This is a genomic window from Frankia sp. AiPs1 (assembly GCF_023716945.1).
In the GTDB taxonomy this organism is placed as follows: Bacteria; Actinomycetota; Actinomycetes; order Frankiales; family Frankiaceae; genus Frankia.
Genome location: NZ_JAMQQF010000066.1, coordinates 1 through 19,795, shown reverse-complemented (window position 1 = coordinate 19,795; position 19,795 = coordinate 1). Strand labels below are relative to the sequence as shown.

The window sequence follows — 19,795 nt, the reverse complement described above, 5'->3', positions numbered from 1 at the left end:
GCCCGCGCCGGGCCGAGCCGGGCGGGCGGCCGTCGCCGATCGGGCTGGTCGCGGCGCCGCCGGCCGTGGTCGGTTCGGCAAGCTCCGACGGCTGCGCCACCGCGGCGAACAGGTTCGGCTGGTTCGGCAGGTCGATGGTCAGGGGAGTGAAGTCCGCGCGGGTCCGGGCGGCGTAGGCGGCACCGACCCGCTCGTCGTACTCCGTGAAGGTCAGCCGGCCCTCGGCGAGCGCCTGGCGCAGGAGCTGCGCGACCTCCTCCCGTTCCGCGTCGGAGACGCGGAGGTCCGGCGCCGGCGGGGGATCGGGGATCTCGGCGGTCATGTCCAGGAGCGTAGCCAGCGGGCGGACGAACCGGCAGTCCCCAGATGGTCCCGATGACCGTGGCCCACCCGCCGCCTCACTCCGCCCCCGGGCCGCCGTCTCACGTCGCCCCGGGATGGCCGTCTCCGCTCGGGTGGATTTCGCCGTTCTGGTCACGGATGGTTACCGTGCCGTGTTCACCGACCGTCGACCGCCGTCGTCGTCGATGTTCCAGCTCCGAGGATTCGGCATTCGTGCTACTTTTCTTCCGCACCTGCGGAACGATGTGCCTCCTGGGCTCCGCAGATTCTGATTCGTGGTGCGGCCGGAGGGTGGGCGGGTCATCGAACGCGGACATGGCGACGGCGTCGCGAATCCCCCCCGGCCGCCGCGCCGGCGATTTGTCCACGGCGAGGGGGCCGTGCTCGTCCTGCTGGTGACCGTCGTTCTGCTGGCGTCCTCGGCTTTCGGGGTGTTGCTGCTGCTCGGACCGTTCGTCAAGACGGTCGGCGGCAGCGAGGCGACCTACGGTGCATTGACCGCTGCGGCGGCGGTGCCGACCGCGCTCGCGCTCGCGCTGCTGCTGCGGTTCCCGCGCACCGTGCCCCCGAATCTGCTGCTGGCCGGGTCCTGCCTGGTGTACGCGGGCGCTGCGCTCCTGATGACCGGGGTGCATGCGCGCAACGCCGTGCTCGTGGTCGCGGCGATCGTGCTGGGCACGGCCTGGGCGGTCACCTACACGGCGGCGCCGATGATCGCCTCCGATCTTGCCACGGACCGTAATCGCGCCACGCTCATCGGCTACGCGACCGGGACGATCCAGGCCGGGTTCGGCATCGGCCCCGTCCTCGGCAACGCCCTGCGGGACGCGGGGCTGAGCTACCAGCAGGTGTTCGGCGTCGGCGCGGCGCTCGCGGCCGCCGCGGCCGTGCTGGTCATCCCGCTCACCATCGAGCTGCGGCGCCTGCCCGGCGGCGGCTCGCCCGACCCGCAGCGGGATCCGGCCGACGCGGAGCCTCTGCTCGCGTCCGAGCCGGGCGGCCCGGGCAACCTGGGCGATCCGGGTGACCCGGGTGACCCGGGTGACCCTGCCCGCGCAGCGGAGACCGGCTGGCGGGGCGCGCTGCGGTCGCCCAGCGTGGTGCCACTGGCGATGGTGTTGCTGAGCGCGTGCGTGTTCACCACCATGAACAGCTTCCAGACGACTTTCGCGGACAGCCGGCACCTCGACTTCGACGTCTTCTACGTGACCTACACGGTGGCGGTCATCGCGGTGCGCCTGGGTCTCGCCCGGATCCTGCCCGACAGCGCCTCCGACCGGGTGGTCGCGGTGACGACCGTGGGCATGACCGCGGCGGCGGTGGCCTTCGTCTTCGTCGGGTCGAACGCGGTGTTCTACGGCCTGGCCTCGCTGCTGCTCGGGTGCACCTACGGCCTGGGTCTGCCCGCCTTCCAGGCCCGCGCGGTCAACCTCGCCGGACCCGCGGAACGCGTCCGGATGCTGCCGATGGCGGGCCTGCTGTTCGAGGTCGCGATCTGCGTCTTTCCGCTCGTCGCCGGCGCGGTCGTCCACTCCTCCAGCTACCGCGGGCTGTTCGTGCTGCTCATCGTGATCACGGCTGTGGTGATGGCGCTCGGCCAGGTTCGCGGCCGGCCCCGGCCCGAACCCCGGCCGGCGGGCGGCGGCGCCCGAGTGGCCGCAGCCCGCGAGGGCGCAGCGCCTGGGGGCGCAGCTCGCGGGGACGCAGCCGAGGCGGCCACGGTGTCGGCCACGGGTCCATCGGAACACTGAACCGGTCACGGCCCAGGGGGGACAGATGTACTTCTCCGCGAACTACGGCGAGGCGCGGGAGCGCTTTCTCGCCGCAGCCCGCGCTCGGGGCGCGCACCTTGACTCCTTCCCGCTCGGGGAGCTGCGGGGCGCCCGGGGTGAGCCGCTGAGCACGGACGTGGCCCGCCTCGGCGCGAGCCGCGGGCGGTCCGTGCTCGTCCTGGTCAGCGGTACGCACGGCGCCGAGGGATTCGCCGGGTCCGCCTGCCAGCTCCGGGCCCTGCACGAGGCGGAGTGGACGGGTCTGCCGGTCGTCCTGGTGCACGCCCTCAACCCCTTCGGCTTCTCCCACCGTCGCCGGGTGAACGAGGACAACATCGACGTCAACCGCAACTTCGTCGACCACGCGGCGCCGCCGCCGGCCGCCGGTTACGGCGAACTGCACCCCACGCTGCTGCCCGGGGACTGGGAGGGGCCCGCGCACGCCGAGGCCGACGCCGCGTTGCTGGCGCACGCCGACCGGCTGGGGGTGCGGGAGGTGCAGCAGATCGTCACCTCCGGCCAGTACACCCACCCGGACGGCCTGTTCTACGGCGGATCGGCGCCATGCTGGTCCCATCGGACCTGGCACGCGATCATCGGCGAGTACCTGACGGGATACGAGCGGGTCGCCTACATCGACCTGCACACCGGACTCGGTGAGCGCGGCGCCGCCGAGCCGATCTTTCGTGGCGGGGTGGACCCGGGCGCCCCGCGGCGGGCTCGAGCCTGGTACGGCGATGCGTTGACGAACTCCGAGGAGGGGACGTCGAGCTCGACGCCGATCGGCGGTAACTCCGCCCGGGCCCTGCTCCAGGACCTCGCCGACGCGGAGATCACGGCCATCACCTGCGAGTTCGGCACCCAGGACGGCCTGACTGTGCTGCGCGCCCTGCAGGCGGACAACTGGCTCTGGCAGCAGCGCGGTCCGGGCCAGCAGGGTGGTCCGGAGCAGCAGGGTGGCGCGGTGGATCCCGAGCAGGTCGCCCGGATCGGGCAGCTCATGCGCGAGGCGTTCGACCCGCCGGACGAGCAGTGGCGCACCGACGTGCTCGACCGGGGCACGTCCGTGATCGGCCAGGCCGCCGCCGGGGTCCTCGCCGAGTCCATCGGGAGGGCCTAGCAAGGTCCCCCGCACCGGGCCCAGGTCCTCGTCGCGCAGACTCGGCCTTGCCGCAGCGCCGACCGCGTCGCCCGACCATGCTCCGCAACGGCAGCCGTTTTCGGCGCGCGGGAAACGCACTGCGGAGCGCTGCACGATCCGCGAGCCTTGGCCCCAGACCCTACAAACGCACCGCAACGCGGCCCCACCCCCGGTCCGGACTACTCGTCTAGGCGGGTACAACCAGGTCGTGCTCGGCACGGGCCACGGCGGGTGCCTCGGCGGTGGGAACGAGGCGGTGATGGAGCCGCCCGTCCGGGAACAGCGTGGTGACCAGGCGGAGGTCCGCCCGGTGGCGCAGGCCCCGGGGACGCAGATCACGCGTCGCGTCGGCGAGCACCAGATGGGCGACGGGGCCGCCGGCCGATCCGATGCCGGCGCCGGTTGCCACAGTGGCCGCGGTCTTCGCGACCTCGATGGTGTCCGGGACGGCGACGGCGTCCGAGCCCTGGTCGGCCAGCTCCGCCTGCGTCGACTGCACCAGCTCCGGCTCGCCGGCCCAGACCGTGCCCGTGCCGTGCACCAGGACCGCGGCGGCGCTCGTCCGACCGGCTCGCACGACCGAGTAGACCCGGCCGTCGGGCAGCAGGGAGCGGCAGCGGATCTCCACGCTGTGGCGCTGGGCCCAGGCGACGGCCGAGTGGTGCAGCACCTTCGCGCCGTGCCGCGACATCGTGATCATTGTGTCGTAGCCGACCGTGGCCAGGGTGCGCGCGCCCGGCACGAGGCGCGGGTCGGCGGTGCAGATGCCCGGCGAGTCGGAGAAGATCTCGCAGGCCGGCGCCCCGACGGCGATCGCGGCGGCGATCGCCGACAGGTCCGAGCTGTTGCGGCCCAGCATGATCGGCCGCCCGTCGCCGTCCACGGCCTGCCCGCCGGGGACGACGAGCACCGTCCCGGCGGGCTCGACGAGCCTCGCCAACACGCTGGCGTCGATGCTGCGCAGGTCGGCGGAGTGCGGCTCGCCGGCGCCGACGAAGCCGGTCTCGGCCGCGGTCACCGGCACGGCCGCGAGTCCGGCGTCGCGCAGTGCCGCCGTCATGAGCGCGACGTTGACCGTCTCGCCGGTCATGAGCGCGGCGGCGAGCAGGTCCCGGTCGGGCTCGGGGCTGACCGCGCGCAGGGCGGACCCGAGCCGGTCGGTCTCGCCGGCCACGGCGCTGACGACGACGATGGCCCGGGTCGGCGCGCCGCCGGGCGAGACGGACCTGTCGGCGCGCAGCCGGTCGGCGACGTGGCGGGCGATGGTGTGGTGGGCGCGGGGCGCCGCGAAGGCCGCCCCGCCGAACTTCAGAACGACGACGTCCCCTGGCCCCGTCCCAGGCTCTGATTCGGTCAAAGCCAGGACTTCCCGGCGGCCAGGCTCACGATCTCCAGCGCGTTGAGCGCCGCGCCGACGGTGAGGTTGTCGGCGACGACCCACAGCCACAGGGCACAGGGGTCGTCCTCGTCGGCCCGTACCCGCCCGACGTGCACGAGCCGGCGTTCGGTCGGCGACGCGCAGACCGCCTGCGGCATCGGGTAGCCGTCCGCGGGGTCGTTGCCGTAGACCCGCAGGCCCGGGGCGGCCCGCAGCGCCGCGAGGGCGTCGTCGGGGCTGACGGGGGCGGTGAAGCTGACGTGCACCGCTTCCGAGTGGCCGTTGACGACGGCGACCCGGACCGCGGTCGCCGCGACCCGCAGCCCCGGCATGCCCATGATCTTGCGGGGTTCCCGGCGCAGCTTGCGTTCCTCGTGGGAGTGCCCGTCGGCGTCGCGCAGGCCGATCTCGGGGATCAGGTTGAACGCCAGCGGCTGGCCGAACTTCCCGGGCCGGGCGGCGGCGGGGTCGGCACCGTCGAGCAGCGCCCGGGTGGTGTCGGCAAGCTCCTCGAGCCCCCGCAGGCCGCCGCCGGAGGCGGACTGGTAGCTGGACATGATCACCCGGTCGATCTCGCCGATCGTGCGCAGGGGGTGCAGCGCCCGCACGAGCTGGATCGTGGAGCAGTTCGGGTTGGCCACGATGCCCCGAGCCGGGCGCGAGTCCAGCATCTGCGGGTTGACCTGGGGGACGACGAGCGGGACGTCGTCCTCCATCCGGAACGCGGAGCTGTTGTCCACGACGAGCGCGCCCGCCGCGGCGAAGATCGGCGCCCACCGCTTGCTGATCGGGGCGCCTGCGCTGAAGACCGCGACGTCGACTCCCGCCGGATCGAAGTCCGCCAGCGCGACGACCGGCTCGATCTTCAGGTCCAGCCCCTGCTCGGCGCCGAGATCGCGACCCGCCGAGCCTGCCGACGCGACGGGGACGACCCGGCCCACGTCGGGCAGGATCCCCCCGTCGAGCAGGGCCAGGCACTCCCGGCCGACCACACCGGTTGCGCCGATGACGGCGATGTCCACTGCGCTTCCCCCTCTACTGCGCTTGCCTCATCTGGCGCGCGTGCTCGTCCACTGCACTTGCTGCGTCTATCGCGCTTGCCTCGTTCAGCGCGCTTGCCTCGTTCAGCGCGCTTGCCTCGTTCAGTGCGCTTGCCTCGTTCAGTGCGCTTGCCTCGTTCAGTGCGGTGCGGGTCCACCGCGTCGCGGTTCAGCTGGTACCGACGGCGCTCTCGTCCGCGAACTGCGCGTCGAGGTCCACCCAGCCGCCGTCGACGAACAGAACCTCGCCGTTGACGTAGGTCGCGGCGTCCGAGGCCAGGAAGACCGCGGGGCCGGCGATCTCGGCGGGCCGCGCCCAGCGGCCGACGGCGACCTTCTGCGAATACGCGTCCGCCCAGGCGGCGCTGGAGCGGATCGGCACCGTCAGCGCGGTCTCGACCGGGCCCGGGGCGATCGCGTTGACCCGTACGCCGGACTTCCCGAGCTCGGCGGCGAGCACGCGGACCATCTGCGCCAGGGCCGCCTTCGTGCCCGCGTAGATGACCTGGCCGGGTTCGACGGCCCGGCTGCTGATGGACGAGATGACGATGATGCTGCCGCTGCCCTGCGCCGCCATGATCCGCCCGGCGCCGCGCAGGACATGGAAGCTGCCCTTCAGGTTGACGTCGGTGACGGCGGTGTAGTCGTCGTCGGTGTAGTCGATCAGCGGCTTGCGGATGTTGATGCCGGGGGTGCCGACGGCGATGTCGAGGCGGCCCCGGTCCGCGACCACACGGGCGAACAGGTCGTCCACCTCGACGGAGACGCGAACGTCGACGGTGGACGCCTTCGCGGTGCCGCCGGCGGCGACGATGGTCGCCACCGTCTCCTCGACGCCGGTGGTGTCGACGTCAGCACATTCGACGACGGCACCCTGTTCGGCCAGGGCAATCGCGATGGCCTGGCCGATGCCCGACGCCGCGCCGACGACGGCTGCAACCCTGTCTGTCAGTTCCAGCATCTACAGCTCCCGAAGCCTCGGTCTCGTGATGGGTCCGCCGTGGTCGGCGGATGAGGGGGTCGGCCATTGTGTGGATCGGCCATTGTGTGGATCGGCCGGTTATCGAGTCGGCCGGTCATGGGCCCGGCGGGGTGGAGGGTGCCGACGACGGGAATCCCGCGGCGATGCGGCGGGGTGGATCCGTCCCGCCCTCGTGTGCCTCGTGTGCCTCGCGCGCCCGTCAGGGGGGCGGCGCGGCCGGATCGGCCGCTGCGGGCACATCCTGCGCCGACCGCGTCGTGCGGCGGACGAAGTTGTCGACGATCGCGTCGGCCGTCGCCGTCTCGCGGATGTGCACCACGCAGAGAATGCGGTCGCCGGGCACGGTGTGGCGCTCGAAATGGTTGTTGACCGCCGCGTCGTCGCAACGCGGGCGGTCGCGGTAGAGCTCGCGCGGAACGCCGATCCCGGTGATGCGGCCGCTGGCGGGGTCGAACGGTGCCGCCGGGGCGAGCGCCGTCGCGATCTCGCCGGCCAGCCGGCTCACGTCGGGGTCCTGGTCGACCGGCCCGACCTCCGGGTACATCACGGCGCCGGGCAGCCGCCCGTAGGCCCGCATCGCGCAGTAGGCGACCGGGTTGTAGGTGCGCAGCGCCGACAGCAGCGGGAAACCGCCGGCGGTGACGACGTCCTCGAGCAGCGCCAGCCAGCTCGTGCTGAACACCGGGCCGCGGCGCAGCCGGGCATCGACGAACTGCACGCCGATGTGCAGGAACCGCTCGCCGGCCGCAGTCGCTGTCCAGCTTGCACCCAGGGCGGACACCGGCTGCCCGCTGGCCCGGTCGACGCCGACGATGAGATGGTCCGCCTCGCGGAACAGGCTCGGGCGCGCGGCGAACAGCTCCGCCATCCGCAGATCGGGCAGGGCTGCCGCGAGCCCGTCCTGTAACCAGCGGTCCTCTGACGGACCGAGCTCGCAGTCCCGGGAGAACCGGACGACCGCATGGCCGTCCGGCGCGCCCCCCGTGGCCGCCCCGGCGGTGGCCGACGCGGTCGCGGGTGACGCGGTGGCAGGTGAACCGGTCGCGGGTGAACCGGTCGCGGGTGATCCGACCGCGGGTGATGCGGTCGACGGCGATACGGACATGATTCCCCCGTTTCCGTACTGCGCGTGCTGTGACCGTCAGGCGAACCGGGCGGCGATGCTGCCCGCCGCCTCGAGCGCGCCGGTCGCGGGGGCCACCACCGCCTGGTACAGCTCGATGAAGTAGGCCACCCACAGGTTCGCGACCGTCTTGACGTGCGCGAGGACCTTGGCCTCGTCCTCGGGCGAGCCCACCAGCGAGGTCAGCACCCCCCAGACGAAGTCGGCGTGCTCGTCCTCGATGTCGGTGCCGACGTGGCGCCGCGCACCGGCGAGCTTCTCCCGGCCGAGCTGGTTCTCGAGGTTCTTCACCCACGACGGCTGGGTCTTCGTCGTCGTGTACTCGACGAAGTAGACGCTGCAGAGCAGGGCCAGCGGGGTGCCCTCGAACTCCATGCCGTACTGGAGGTAGCCGGTGAGCAGCTTGGTGGCCTGGAACGGCTCGGTGGCGTAGATCTCCGCCTTGGTCACGCCGACCTTGGCGAGGTCCCCGGCGAACCACTCGTCGTGGAGCATCTCGTCCTCGACGTAGTGCGCCCAGGCCGCGCCGCGCACCGGGTCGCGCTTGGTGAAGTAGCCGATGGCGAGGGCGTCGATGGTGCGCTTGCGGCGCAGCCGGAGGATGGTCTCGATGTTGTGCCGCTGGTAGTACGCCATGTTGATCTCTTCGCCGCGGGCCTGGTGGTCCGCGTACGGGATCTCGGCGTAGAACTTCTCGATCATCGTGTCGAGCATGGTGTCGACCTGCGTGCGCAGGTCCGTCAGGTCGGCCGTGCGGGCGGCGGCGGCCGCCCTCGGGTCCCCGTACCAGGTGCGCGGGTCGTCGGTCATCGCTGGGCTCCTTCCCGTTGGGCGGTGTGCGGCCGGATCGCCGGGGCATCGGCATGCCCGCGGCGGGCGGCGTCGTGGTGTGGTGGCCGTCGGCCGGTCAGCAGCCGCAGGTCGGGGTGCGTCGCCGGCGCATCCGCCGCGCGGCGGGGCCGGCGAGCCGGGTCCCTGCGGGGTCGGACAGGACCGTGTCGGCGCAGGTGAAGGTGAGCGCGTAGCGGGTCGTCGGGGTCAGCCCGAAGCCGAGATGGACGATCCCGTCGGCCGCGCCGTACATCTCGTTCATCCCGCAGTTGCCCGGCTGCTGCTCGAACACCGGGTTGAGCCCGATGCCGAACTCCCACACGACCCGGTAGGCGTCGTCGGTGGCGAACAGCTCGTCGAGCGCGTCGACCGCCCGCTTGCCCGCGGCGTCCACCGCATGGCAAGCGGTGACCATGCCGTCGGCGAGGTCGAGTACCACCGTGGCCGTGCGCAGGACGTCCAGGTCGTCGAAGAGCCGGGCCTGTTCGGCGAGCACCGCGGGGTCGTCACCGCGGTGCACGATGGGGGCGCCGCGCAGGGCGATCTGCCCGTCCAGCCCCAGTCGGCGGCTCGTGTCGAACCGGTAGAGGTCCGTGGGGACGGCGCTGGCCTCACCGGCCGGCGCGATCTGCTGCTCGCCTGGCGCCAGCGCACCGGCCTGCTGGTTCCACTCGTAGTCGGCGGAGATGACGAAGCGGGCCGAGGCGTGCCCGGCGAGGTCCGCCAGCTTGACGTGCTCGGCTTCGCCGAGTGCGGCGAACAGCCGGTCGGCGCGGGTCTCCAGATCGGCCGGGTCGGTCTGCTCGACCACCGACAGGAAGTAGGCGACCTGGGCGTCGGTGACGGGCGTCGAGCCGCAGGGCATCACCGCGATCCGTCGCTGCGGCCCGACCGCCGCGGGCTCGGGGGAGACGAGGAAGCGGTCCGGGCACACGACGAACACGTCCGCGTCGGCGGGAATGCGCTGGTCGCCCAGGGCGTCCTGGAGGCTCTCGGCGGCGTCGAGGGTGCGGTGCACGACGCTGCGGTAGCGGCTGCTGGGCGCGAGGGTGAAGTCCGTGGCCCGGTCGGCCTGGGTCAGCAGGCAGAACGTCGAGTGCGGGCCGGTGAACTCCCGATGCAGGTCGGGACGCACGAGGAACTGTGCCATGGGGACCACCAGGGGACGCGGCGCGAGAGGACTGGTTTGGCGGGATGACCCGGAAGGATCGACCGGTGGTGGTGCGAACGTCGGCCGGCAGAGTGGCCCAGGGACGTGGCCGGGGCGCAGCGTAGGGGCGCGACGTAGGAGTGCGGCCTAGTCGGGGTGGGTCGGCCCGGTCCAGCCGACCCACCCCTTCTCAACGGCTTTAGCCGAGGAGGGTGCCCAGGTAGCGGTCGTTCTTCTTCACCTGGATCTTCTTCTGCGCGACCTTCTCCACAGTGATCACCTCCTTCCGTCAATCCGTTGGAATGCGGTGGGCAGACGAGAAGGATCCTCGTCCGGACCGGTTAGCTGGCCAGGCTGACCGGACTCTTGAGGGGCAGCGCGGACGGGGTCCGCGTGCCGAGTAGGACGTCACCCTGATCGTTCGTGACGAACGTCCCCGGGGAAATGATGTCGAGGTGGTACTGGGTGAACGGTGTGAGCCCGATTCCCCAGTGCAGACAGCCCTGGGTGGACCCGTAGACCTCGTTCATCGCATGATTACCGGGAAGCAGATCCAGGGTGGTGTTCAGCGCGTGCCCGATTTCCCAGACTATGCGGTACCGGGAATCGACCTGGAAGAGCGCCTCGAACATCTCTATAATAGCACGGCCGGGGGGCTCAGGGGAAGTCATTTCGGTGATGAGACCGTTTTCGACCCGGCACACGACCGCGTACTCGTGCAGCGGCCAGAGCTCGCTGTGGATACGCTTCTGGTCGTTCCGGGAGAATGACGGCGTGCCGGAATGAAGAATCGGGTAGCCCTGGATCACGATCTCGCCGTCCAGGGGCAGCCGGAGATAGTCCTCGAACTCCCGGATCTCGATGGGGAGCACACTGATCTCGCCCGCGGGCACGATCTGCTGCTCGCCCCAGCCGACGAGACCGGCCTGCTGGTTCCACACCAGCTCGCGGTCGAACAGGCGCAGTTCCGCGACCGTGCCGTGGCGCGCGTCGTGGTACTCCAGCGTCTCGCCGCGTTCGGCGAGCTCGAAGAAGCGGTCGGAGAAGTCCTCCTGGGCCTGCGGGTCGGTGGCCTCGACGCAGCGCAGGAAGTGCCGCAGCGTCGCCCGGTCGGTCGGGGTCGAGTTGCAGGCCATCCCGAGCAGCTTGCGGCGGGGGCCGAGGACGTCGACCGGCGGCGACTGGAAGAAGCAGTCGGGCGACATGACCAGCACGTGGGCCTGCTCCGGGACTTCCTCCCGCATGAGCCGGGCGAACTCGTCCTCGCCGCCGCGGAACTCCAGGATTCGGTAGTCCAGGTAAGGAGCAGTCCGGACGAGCCGGATGTCGGCCAGCAGGGAGGCGTTCGTGACGAGGCAGAATACGGTGTCGGTCGGATCCCCGAACTGGCGTATCCGGGCGGGATCGACGACGAGCTCAGACTCGGGCATCTTGTGCTCCTCCTGACGCGCGCGGGCCTGGGCACTGGATGCCGCGGGGCCGGTGGAATGTCGGGCGAGGCCGGGCCGGTTCGAGCGCCGGAGGATGGTCCCGAAATAGTCCCGGGGGGCCTCGAGAAGACGGTGCGCTGGCACGTGGAGTTCCGCGCCAGGCGAGATTTCACGGTGACGGTGAATGATGTGGGCGGCGGCGCCCGACGCAACCCGTTGACCGGACGGATTGCCGCGCCTGCCACTATGGTCCGTGGACCGGAACGGACCGGCAGAACAAAACTATAACGTGTCGGTAGGTGGCCGGGAAGCCGTTTCGGAGATATTTCCCGGCGGCCGGTCGGATTACTTCGGTCACACGATTGTCCCTGGGCGGATTGCGGAGTACCGGCGGCGGGGGCAGGGCCGCGTGACCCGGGCCCGGCGAGGCCGGGCACGGCGGGTCGGGATGCAGGTTCGGCGGGTCGGACAGAGAGTCGGCGGGTCGGGTCAGAGGTTCGGCGGGTCGGGATGCGGGTGCGGGCTCAGCGGCCGAGAAGAGGGGCCGACCGGGGCGCGGGGATCGGGACGCAGGTTCGCACCTCGCGGCGGTCGTGGCCGGGTGGCAGGGTCACGCCGGTGACGTGGACGGGCACGCCGTAGAGGTCACTGAGGCGCTCGCCGGTCACGACGTCGTCGGGATGTCCGTCGGCGATGACCACGCCGCCGCGCATGAGCACCGCCCGGTTGGAGTAGGTCAGCGCGTGCGACGGTTGGTGGGTCGTCATGATCACGGCATGCCCCTCCCGGGCCAGCTCGGCGACGACGTGCAGGGTGCGCACCTCGTTGCCGTAGTCCAGCGCGGCCGTCGGCTCGTCGAGGATGAGGATCGCCGCCTGCTGGACGAGTGCGCGGGCGAGGAGCACGAGCTGGCGCTCGCCACCGGACAGCGCGGCGAACGAGCGGTCGGCCAGGTGCGCGATCCCCAACCGGTCGAGCTGCGCCAGGGCGCCGCGGCGGTCGGCGGCACCCGGCGCCTCCAGCACGCCGAGGTGGGGCGTGCGCCCCATGACCGCGATGTCGAGCGCGGTGAACGGGAACGGCGAGGAGGTGCTCTGCGGAACGTAGGCCACCCGCCGGGCGAGTTCCCGCGGCGTCAGGGTGTCGATGTCCCGGCCGGAGATGCGCACGATGCCGCTCTCGGGCTTGAGCAGGCCGAGAAGGCAGCGCAGCAACGTGGTCTTGCCGGCGCCGTTCGGTCCGAGCAGGCAGCAGACCTCGGTCGACCGGACGCTTATCGAGACGTCGGTGATCCGGTGGCCGCCGCGTCCGTAGCCGAAGGACAGCCCCTTGACCTCGACGTCCGCCGGGTCGATCACAGCCATTGACGACCCGCCTTTGCGAGCAGGGCCACGAAGAACGGGGCGCCGATGAGCGCGGTGAGGATGCCCAGGGGAAGGTCCAGCGAGGACGCCGTGCGGGCGACGTCGTCGACGGCAAGCAGGTAGCCGGCACCGATGAGGGCGGTCACCGGCAGCAGCCGGTTGAACGACGGTCCGACGGTGAACCGCGCCAGGTGCGGGACGACGAGCCCCACCCAGCCGATGATGCCCGCGACGCTGACCGCGGTCGCCGTCATGAGCGTCGACGCGCCGATCGTCAGGGCCCAGATCCGCGTGCGGTTGACCCCCAGCGACCGGGCCTCGTCGTCGCCGGTCGCGAGGACCGTGAGCTGCCAGCGCACCGCGTACAGGAGGGTGAGGCACACCGCGACGATGATCGCGGGCACGATGAGGCCGTGCATGCTGGCCCGGGCCAGGCTGCCGAACAGCCAGAAGGTGATCTCCGGCAGCGTCGTCTCCGGGTTGGCGAAGTACTGCACGCTGGAGATGAGCGCGTTGAACATCGCGCCGATGATGATGCCCCCGAGTACCAGGATGATCAGGGATCCCTTCCCGACCACCCGGGCGATGGTCAGCGACAGCACCGCGGCGAGCAGTCCGGAGCCGAACGAGATGATTTGCAGCAGCGTCGTGTCCAGGCCGATGAGGATCGACACGGAGGCGCCGAAGCCGGCCCCCGCCGCCACCCCGAGGATCTCGGGGGAGACCAGCGGGTTGCGGAACATCGTCTGGTAGGCCGCGCCGGAGGAGGCCAGCGCCGCCCCGACGAGCAGCGCGGCGAGGATCCGGGGCATCCGGATGTCCATCACCACGGCCCGGTCCTGCCCGGCGACGGGGCCCCCGAGGCCGAACAGTTCGTGGGCGAGGACGCGCACGACGGTCGCCGGGCTCAGCGAGTACCGGCCCAGCCCGAAGGAGATCACGACCAGGACGAGCAGGCCCACGGCGAGCAGGACGACCCGCAGATGATCGCCGAGCGTCGCGCGGACCCGGGCGGTCGCGGCCGCCCGGACACCAGGCCCCCCGCGGCCTCGACCGACCGGGCTGCCACCCTCGCCGGCGCTCGCGCCGACACCGTCCTGTTCGGTCGTCACGACCGGGTCCGCGCCGGCCGGACCAACATCGGTCGGACTGGCATCGGTCGGACTGGCGTCGGGCGGCCCGGCGTCGGGCGGCCCGGCATCGGTGAGAACTGTGGCGGTCGGGTCGGTGTCGGCCCGGTCGGCGTCGACCCGACCGCTGTCGGCCGGTTCTGTGCCGGCCGGGACTGCGGGACGGGTCATGAGGTCACCCTCCGGATTGCGGGCTGCGCCAGCAGCGGGGCCACCTTCGCGGCGAACATCCGCACGGTGCTCTGCTGCAGGGCCAGCGACGCGGTGCCGCTGAACGACGGGCGCAGGTTCACCCGCTGCACGCCGAGCTCGTCGCGCAGCTCGGCGAACCGGCGGGCGACCGTCGTGGGGCCGCCGATGATCGCAGTCTCGTCATGGAAGCGGAACGGGTCGAGGTCGGAGGTCCCGACGGACTGATGGCCGTGTTCGTCGCTGCCGAGCGCGGCCAGCCGCCGGGTCAACCGGACAACAATCGGGGTGGCGCGTTCCTGGGCGGCGGCATCCGACTCGGCGACGAGGCAGAACCGTTCGACCCGGACGTCGCCGGCCTTTCCCCCGTGCGAGGTGTAGAGCTGCAGGCAGGCGCCGAGGGAGGCGACGGTCTGCACCGCGGACAGCAGCAGCCCGTAGCCGCGGCTGGCGGCCCAGACGATGGACTCGTCGGTGTGGGCGGCCACCTCGATCGGCGGGTGGGGGTGCTGGGCGGGGGTCGGCTCCACCCGGAACTGGGCGCCGTCGGCGGCGCGGGTCCGGCCTCGCCAGTAGCCGACGATCGTGTCGAGGGCGTCGGGCAGGTCGACCTGGGGCGGGCCGGCGCCCTGGTAGGCCCTGGTGTACGGGGTGATCGGCCAGCCGACGCCGAGGGTGACCCGGCCGCCGGAGAGCCGGTCGAGTGTCGCCAGGTCGGCCGCCAGCCGGATCGGGTCGTGCAGGGTGAGGTGCAGGGCGGTGAAGCCGATCCGGATCCGGCTGGTCGACGCGGCGACGGCGGCGGCCAACGGGATCGGCGAGGAGCGGGCCCGCATCGTCCGGGAGCCAACGGAACTGAGGTGGCCGTCGGTGAACCACAGGCTTTCGTAGCCGAGAGTTTCGGCGACGCGGGCCAGTTCCACCGTGGAGGTGGAACCGGCCCCGTCCAGATCGCCGCGCCCTCCGGGCAGGCCGAATCGCATGGAGATGGTCATCACTGCGCCGGCGGGCGCGGTCCTTTCCAGTCCGAGAGCGGTGCCATGACCGAGCGTGGTGCGGGTACCGAGGGTGGTGCAGTTGCCGAGGGTGGGGCGGCTACTTGGTGCCGACCTGGAGGATCTGATCGAGATCCGCCTCGGTGGTGTGGTAGTTGAAGAACTTCTGGTAGAAGCTCCGGGTCTCGGACCGGATGTCGACGTCGGTGAACAGATCGGGATGCAGCACCTTCGCCGTCCACTGGATCTGCAGGGCCTCCTCCGGACCGAACCGGTCCCACGGGTAGAGACCCTGCGGGTTGAGGTAGACCCGATTGCCCTTGACCGCCTTCAGATCGGCCCAGCCCGGCGACTTCGCCAGGTTCTCGACGACGGACTGGGCGGAGTTGGCCGCCAGGCCCTGGTCACCACCCGGAGTCTCGATGATCAGCACATCCGGGTTCCACTGCAGGAGCTGCTCCATCGACACCGTGACGTGGGTGCCCTTGACCCCGCTCGCGGAGTCGGTGCCGCCGGCGATGTTGATCCAGCCGTCGATGAGGGACTTCCCGCCGTCGACGACCACGGGCGGGTAGCTGGCGATGTGCACGACGCTCGGCTTCTCGGTCGCCGGCAGCTTCGCCAGCCGCGACTGGACCATTGCCAGCTTGGAGGTCACGTAGTCGTTGTAGGCCTTGGCTTTGGTGGCGGCGGTGCCGCCATATACCTGCCCGGCGAGCTGAATGGACGGGACCAGTTGGGGAAAGGTGTTGAAATCCATATTGACCGCGGGCAGACCGGCCTGCTGGAACGGCGTGAGGGTATCGCCGCCGCTGATGGTGGAGACGACGTCCGGCTTGAGCTTGAGAAGCTCCTCCATGTTCACCTTGCCGCCGTTGCGGAAGAGCTCCGGAAGGTTGTTGACGCCCGGGTAGACCTTCCGCAGGAACGGAATCGTCTTGACATTTTGGGGGATGGCCACCAGCTTGTCGCCGACGCCGAGCATGATGTCGGTGACGGTGTGGGCGGGGAACTGTTCCGCAATCCGGTTGATCTTCAGGGGGACCGTCACCTTCTCCCCTGAAATGCTGGTCACCACCTGGGTGGTGGGCGCGGGCGGGCCGGCGTCCGACGAGGAACTGCCGCAGCCGGCGGCCAGCGCCGCCACCGTGGCTGCCACTCCCAGGGCCAGCACCTGCCGGGACGCGACTGGCCGAGGAGCGACGGGCCGAGGAGTGACGGGCCGGAACAGGGTTCGGGTCGCCGGGCCGTGGGGACCGTCGCGATGGGTCGGCAAACCCGTCATGATGCGTCGCGAAAACATTGCCGAGCGTGATGCCACGTTCTTCCCCCGCCGGGCGAATAGGTTCAAGGAAACAAGAGGTAATTACCTGCACACGGACGGTGTGTGCGACGGTCTCAACCACCAGCGAGCGGGCGATGCTTCGGCGCATCTGGACTCCGCGGAAGCGGCTGGAATGCACCATAGCCCCCGCATGTGCGCCTGTCACGCAGAGAGCAGCCCTGATCTGCGGAACTAGCCGGACTGCTGTCGAGCGGCTGCGGGGTTCGGGTGGCCGCGGCGCTGGTCCGCGGCGATCCGGGCGGCCGGAGGCGGCGGGCCACATCGCGCAAAAATTTTCCGGATTTGGAGCCCGGATGAGACGAATGTGCGGTCGTTGGACTCTCGGGCAGAAGATATCACGTTACGTGGTCGACCTGTGGCCGTTGTCCTGATGTGACGGTCAGGTAACGCGTAACAAAGCCGGTTTTTACAAGTGCGCTGAACGTAACGTGCACGGCGGGATGGTCCGGGATGCACTCGATCCCGTTCTCGTCCGGCCAGCACAAGACCGGTCGCCGTGACGGCGCGCTCGGTCCGCCGCACGCACCGGCCGGACGGGCCGTCCCATGCCGCACCTGCGGCTGACGTCCGCACCTGCGGCCCACGTCGGCACCGGCGGTCGACCTCTGCCACCGACCTCTGCCACCGACCTCTGCCACCGACCTCCGACACCTGGGGCCGACCCAGGCGGCCGGCCGCCCGGTGTCCCCATCCCCGCCGCGCGGGTCAGCCGGCGGTGGGCTGGATGCCCCAGGTGCCGCCGACGGTCTCGGCAGGCTCGAGGACGCGCAGGCCGTCCCCGCTGTTGAAGGCGTTCGCCGGGCAGGTCAGCGGCTCGACCGCGATGCTGCGTCGCCGCTCCTGCGGGCTCAGCGTGTCGCCGGTGAAGACCTGCACGTACGGCCAGGTCTCGTCCATCCACACCGTCACCGAGCCGCCGCCGGGTGCGCCGAGCCGCACGCGTGCCCGCCCGTCCGGATCGCGGGCAAGGTCGGTGTAGCAGGTGTCCAGGGCGAGCGAGCCGACGGGGCGGGCCTGGCGGAAGTCGACGGGCGCGTCGGCGACCGCCCGCGCGGCGACGGGGATCGAACGGTCGTCGGTCTCCAGCCACGTCGCCGCCGGGACGGTGAGTTCGACGTCGTCGGCCCGCACCACGTCGCCGTCCGCCCCGACCGTCGTCAGATAGGGATGGGCGCCCATCCCGACGGGCGCCGGCTGGCCGCCCAGGTTGGTGGCGGTCATCGTGACGGCCAGGCCGTCGTCGCCGAGGTGGTACTCCGCGGTGAAGCTCACGGTGAACGGATAGCCGCTCTGGGCGCGCAGGATGAACGAGGCGCGGACCGCGGCCGGGCCGAGGCGGTCGAGCTCCCAGGCCGACCAGCGGGTCAGCCCGTGGCTGGCGTTGCCGAGCGCCACCTCGTTCACCGGGAGCTGCTGGGCGGTGCCGCGGAACGTGTAGCGGCCGTCCGCGATTCGGTTGGGCCAGGGAAGCAGCAACTGTCCGCGCCCGCGGCTGGCCATCGCGTCGGCGCCGTAGCCGTCGAGCACCGGCGTGGCACCGATCCGATACTCGCGCAGCCCACCGCCGACCTCGGTGACGGTCACGCTGCTCTCCCCGTGCACGAGCTGCACCTGCCGCCCGGACGGCGCCAACGCCTCCACCACGTCCTCCTCATACCCGGTCACCGCCGACACCCGATCGGTCGGCGGCAGGGAGCGAGCTACCTCCACCCAAGTATGAGCGCCGCCGACCTGCCGGCCCGGCGCCCGCGGGTGCCGCGGGACGTCGGATGCGGTGCGTTGTGCACGGTCCGCGGGCTCAGACCGTGCACAACGTGCCGCAACCCGTCCCACCCCGCCCCGCCCCCCGGTTCCACTAAGGTCGCAGGCGTGGAGACCTGGGATGCGATCCGTGCTCGTCGCAACGTCCGCAGTTACCAGGACCGGCCCGTGCCGGCCGGTGACCTGGAGCGGATCCTGGCGGCCGGGTGGCGGTCGCCGTCGGCGTCGAACCGGCAGCGGTGGGACTTCGTGCTCGTCACCGACCGGGCGGTGCTCGGCGAGCTGGCGACGATCTGGCGCGGCGCCGGTCACATCGCGAGTTCGGCGGCGACGATCGTGCTGGTGCTCCCCGAGCCGGAGACGGAGCGTTACCGGCTCATGGACGAGTACGACCTCGGGCAGGCGACCATGTTGATGCTGCTCACCGCGACGGATCTCGGCGTCGGTGGCGGGCACTCGGCCGTCGGCGACCAGGAGGCCGCCCGCCGGATTCTGGGCGTGCCCGCCACCCACCGCGTCGCCTACATGATTGGCCTGGGCTACCCCGACGACGGGCCGCTGCAGCCGGTGGAACGCCTCGACCGCCGCCCCTACGACGAGGTCGTCCACCGCGGACAGTGGTAGCCCACCGCCGTCGGGAGTAGCCGACAGGCCGCTGCCGTGCGGTCGGTTACTCCCGTGCGGTCAGCTACTCCCGTGCGGTCAGTTCTCCCGTGTGGTCAGTTCTCCCGGGTGGTCAGTGGGGGCCGGCGGCGAGTCGGGCGGCGATCGTCGGGAACAGGGCAAGCGCGTTGTCCCGGGCGATCCTGCGGCGGGCCGCCGGGTTCAGCGCCGGGTCGGCGAGGAACGCGTCGCGGCCCGCGAACACGGTGTCGGCGGGGATGGCGTTGTAGTCCGAGCCGTACAGGATCCGGTCCGACCCGATGGCGGCCAGCAGGGAGGGCGTGCTGTACGGGGACATGGGCCCGGCGGTGTCGACGAAGAAGCGGCGCAACGTCCGGTCGATGGTGGCGAGGTCGGTGCCGTAGCCGAGGCTGCGGCCGAGGGCGAGCCGGGCCGCCTGGTACGGAAAATAGCCGCCGCCGTGGGCGAGGATCCACCGTATCCGTGGATACCTGTCCAGCACCCCGTTGACGACGAGCTGCACGGCGGCGCGGGTCGTGTCGGCCAGGAAGTCGGCGACGAACGCGGGAACGGTGATGCCGGTCGCGCCGGGCAGGTTGAACGGGTGCACCAGGGCCACCGCGTCGCGGGCGTTCAGCTCGGCCATCACCGGCGCCAGCACGGGATCCCCGAGATAGGTCAGGCCGTCGTGGGCCATGAGCAGGACGCCGTCGGCGTGCAGGCTGTCGTAGGCGTGGCGGATCTCCGCCACAGCGATCTGCGGGGTCGCCCGGGGAATGTAGGCGAGTAGTCCGAAGCGGCTGGGATGGCCGCGCACGACGCCCGCGATCGTGTCGTTGGCGAGCCGGGCGAGCTGCGCGGCGAGCGCGGGCGTCGGCGTGAACTCGCTCGGGATCGCCGCGGACAGCACGGCCGTCGCGATGCCGGCGCGGTCCATCGTGTCGAGCGCGGCCGGCAGGGACCAGTTCGCGAACGGCGGTCCGCCGACCGGTGGTAGCTGGCCGTGTTCGACCAGCCAGGCGCGTACCTCGGGCGGCATCGCGTGATGGTGTACGTCGATCCGCCCGGTCGCCCCGGTGCGGTCGTGGTCGGCCGTCCCGGCCTGGGCCGTCCCGGCCTGGGCCGTCCCGGTCCTGATCCTGTGATTTATACAAATCTTACGCTTGCGACGATCCATACAATTTGTAGATATGAGTGG

Annotated in this window: 17 protein-coding genes; 3 read left to right on the top strand and 14 right to left on the bottom strand. The window is 71.6% G+C overall.

The window, feature by feature from the left end:
* Positions 1-322: DUF1707 domain-containing protein (locus tag ND748_RS09595; protein WP_251745318.1), on the bottom strand; the 322-nt coding region annotated here is incomplete at its 3' end.
* 295 nt (positions 323-617) lie between these two features.
* Here ND748_RS09595 and ND748_RS09590 point away from each other — a divergent pair.
* Together ND748_RS09590 and ND748_RS09585 are read left to right on the top strand one after the other, a co-directional pair.
* Positions 618-2,093 carry an MFS transporter gene (locus tag ND748_RS09590; protein WP_251745317.1) on the top strand — a complete coding sequence of 492 codons (1,476 nt, stop codon included), beginning with the start codon at positions 618-620 and terminating at the stop codon, positions 2,091-2,093.
* 25 nt (positions 2,094-2,118) lie between these two features.
* Positions 2,119-3,234 (top strand): M14 family metallopeptidase, encoded by a 1,116-nt coding sequence (locus ND748_RS09585; RefSeq protein WP_251745316.1) that lies wholly within the window; start codon positions 2,119-2,121, stop codon positions 3,232-3,234.
* Positions 3,235-3,442: 208 nt separating this feature from the next.
* Here the strand turns inward: ND748_RS09585 and ND748_RS09580 are convergent, their stop codons facing one another.
* The 12 genes from ND748_RS09580 to ND748_RS09525 form a co-directional block, all read right to left on the bottom strand.
* A complete protein-coding gene (locus tag ND748_RS09580) occupies positions 3,443-4,612 on the bottom strand; it encodes a hypothetical protein (protein WP_251745315.1) in 1,170 nt (389 codons plus the stop codon).
* Entirely contained in the window at positions 4,609-5,655 is a 1,047-nt protein-coding gene (locus ND748_RS09575) for an aspartate-semialdehyde dehydrogenase (RefSeq protein WP_251745314.1), read from the bottom strand. Before ND748_RS09575 ends, ND748_RS09580 begins: the two co-directional genes overlap by 4 nt.
* A 187-nt stretch (positions 5,656-5,842) precedes the next feature.
* A complete protein-coding gene (locus ND748_RS09570) occupies positions 5,843-6,634 on the bottom strand; it encodes an SDR family NAD(P)-dependent oxidoreductase (protein WP_251745313.1) in 792 nt (263 codons plus the stop codon).
* Positions 6,635-6,854: 220 nt separating this feature from the next.
* On the bottom strand, positions 6,855-7,760 hold the full coding sequence (locus ND748_RS09565) for a hypothetical protein (protein ID WP_251745312.1): 906 nt from the start codon (positions 7,758-7,760) through the stop codon (positions 6,855-6,857).
* Positions 7,761-7,796: 36 nt separating this feature from the next.
* Complete coding sequence (locus ND748_RS09560; protein ID WP_251745311.1) at positions 7,797-8,588, bottom strand: iron-containing redox enzyme family protein; 792 nt, start codon at positions 8,586-8,588, stop codon at positions 7,797-7,799.
* Positions 8,589-8,685: 97 nt separating this feature from the next.
* The gene (locus ND748_RS09555; RefSeq protein ID WP_251745310.1) at positions 8,686-9,759 is read right to left on the bottom strand and encodes a hypothetical protein; all 1,074 of its coding nucleotides are present in this window, start codon (positions 9,757-9,759) and stop codon (positions 8,686-8,688) included.
* A gap of 341 nt (positions 9,760-10,100) precedes the next feature.
* Positions 10,101-11,189: a hypothetical protein gene (locus ND748_RS09550; protein ID WP_251745309.1), complete on the bottom strand. Its 1,089-nt coding sequence runs from the start codon at positions 11,187-11,189 to the stop codon at positions 10,101-10,103.
* A gap of 524 nt (positions 11,190-11,713) precedes the next feature.
* Positions 11,714-12,553, bottom strand: a complete 840-nt coding sequence (locus tag ND748_RS09545; protein ID WP_251745308.1) for an ABC transporter ATP-binding protein — start codon at positions 12,551-12,553, stop codon at positions 11,714-11,716.
* Positions 12,544-13,854 (bottom strand): iron ABC transporter permease, encoded by a 1,311-nt coding sequence (locus ND748_RS09540; RefSeq protein ID WP_251745307.1) that lies wholly within the window; start codon positions 13,852-13,854, stop codon positions 12,544-12,546. The genes ND748_RS09545 and ND748_RS09540 overlap by 10 nt, the downstream gene beginning before the upstream one ends.
* The gene (locus tag ND748_RS09535) at positions 13,851-14,867 is read right to left on the bottom strand and encodes an LLM class flavin-dependent oxidoreductase (protein ID WP_251745306.1); all 1,017 of its coding nucleotides are present in this window, start codon (positions 14,865-14,867) and stop codon (positions 13,851-13,853) included. Before ND748_RS09535 ends, ND748_RS09540 begins: the two co-directional genes overlap by 4 nt.
* A 100-nt stretch (positions 14,868-14,967) precedes the next feature.
* A complete protein-coding gene (locus tag ND748_RS09530; RefSeq protein ID WP_251745305.1) occupies positions 14,968-16,026 on the bottom strand; it encodes an ABC transporter substrate-binding protein in 1,059 nt (352 codons plus the stop codon).
* An 891-nt stretch (positions 16,027-16,917) separates the two neighbouring features.
* Positions 16,918-17,853 (bottom strand): aldose 1-epimerase family protein, encoded by a 936-nt coding sequence (locus tag ND748_RS09525; RefSeq protein ID WP_251745320.1) that lies wholly within the window; start codon positions 17,851-17,853, stop codon positions 16,918-16,920.
* A gap of 228 nt (positions 17,854-18,081) precedes the next feature.
* Between ND748_RS09525 and ND748_RS09520 the strand changes: the two genes are divergently transcribed.
* Complete coding sequence (locus ND748_RS09520; protein ID WP_251745304.1) at positions 18,082-18,597, top strand: nitroreductase family protein; 516 nt, start codon at positions 18,082-18,084, stop codon at positions 18,595-18,597.
* A gap of 112 nt (positions 18,598-18,709) precedes the next feature.
* On the opposite strand, the gene ND748_RS09515 is transcribed toward ND748_RS09520, so the two are convergent.
* Positions 18,710-19,795: amidohydrolase family protein (locus ND748_RS09515; RefSeq protein ID WP_374215881.1), on the bottom strand; the 1,086-nt coding region annotated here is incomplete at its 5' end.

Coding starts and splice junctions, on each gene's coding strand:
- ND748_RS09540 (WP_251745307.1), bottom strand. CDS start 13,854: ATGACCCGTCCCGCAGTCCCGGCCGGCACAGAACCGGCCGACAGCGGT.
- ND748_RS09555 (WP_251745310.1), bottom strand. CDS start 9,759: ATGGCACAGTTCCTCGTGCGTCCCGACCTGCATCGGGAGTTCACCGGC.
- ND748_RS09545 (WP_251745308.1), bottom strand. CDS start 12,553: ATGGCTGTGATCGACCCGGCGGACGTCGAGGTCAAGGGGCTGTCCTTC.
- ND748_RS09560 (WP_251745311.1), bottom strand. CDS start 8,588: ATGACCGACGACCCGCGCACCTGGTACGGGGACCCGAGGGCGGCCGCC.
- ND748_RS09570 (WP_251745313.1), bottom strand. CDS start 6,634: ATGCTGGAACTGACAGACAGGGTTGCAGCCGTCGTCGGCGCGGCGTCG.
- ND748_RS09565 (WP_251745312.1), bottom strand. CDS start 7,760: ATGTCCGTATCGCCGTCGACCGCATCACCCGCGGTCGGATCACCCGCG.
- ND748_RS09585 (WP_251745316.1), top strand. CDS start 2,119: ATGTACTTCTCCGCGAACTACGGCGAGGCGCGGGAGCGCTTTCTCGCC.
- ND748_RS09535 (WP_251745306.1), bottom strand. CDS start 14,867: ATGACCATCTCCATGCGATTCGGCCTGCCCGGAGGGCGCGGCGATCTG.
- ND748_RS09550 (WP_251745309.1), bottom strand. CDS start 11,189: ATGCCCGAGTCTGAGCTCGTCGTCGATCCCGCCCGGATACGCCAGTTC.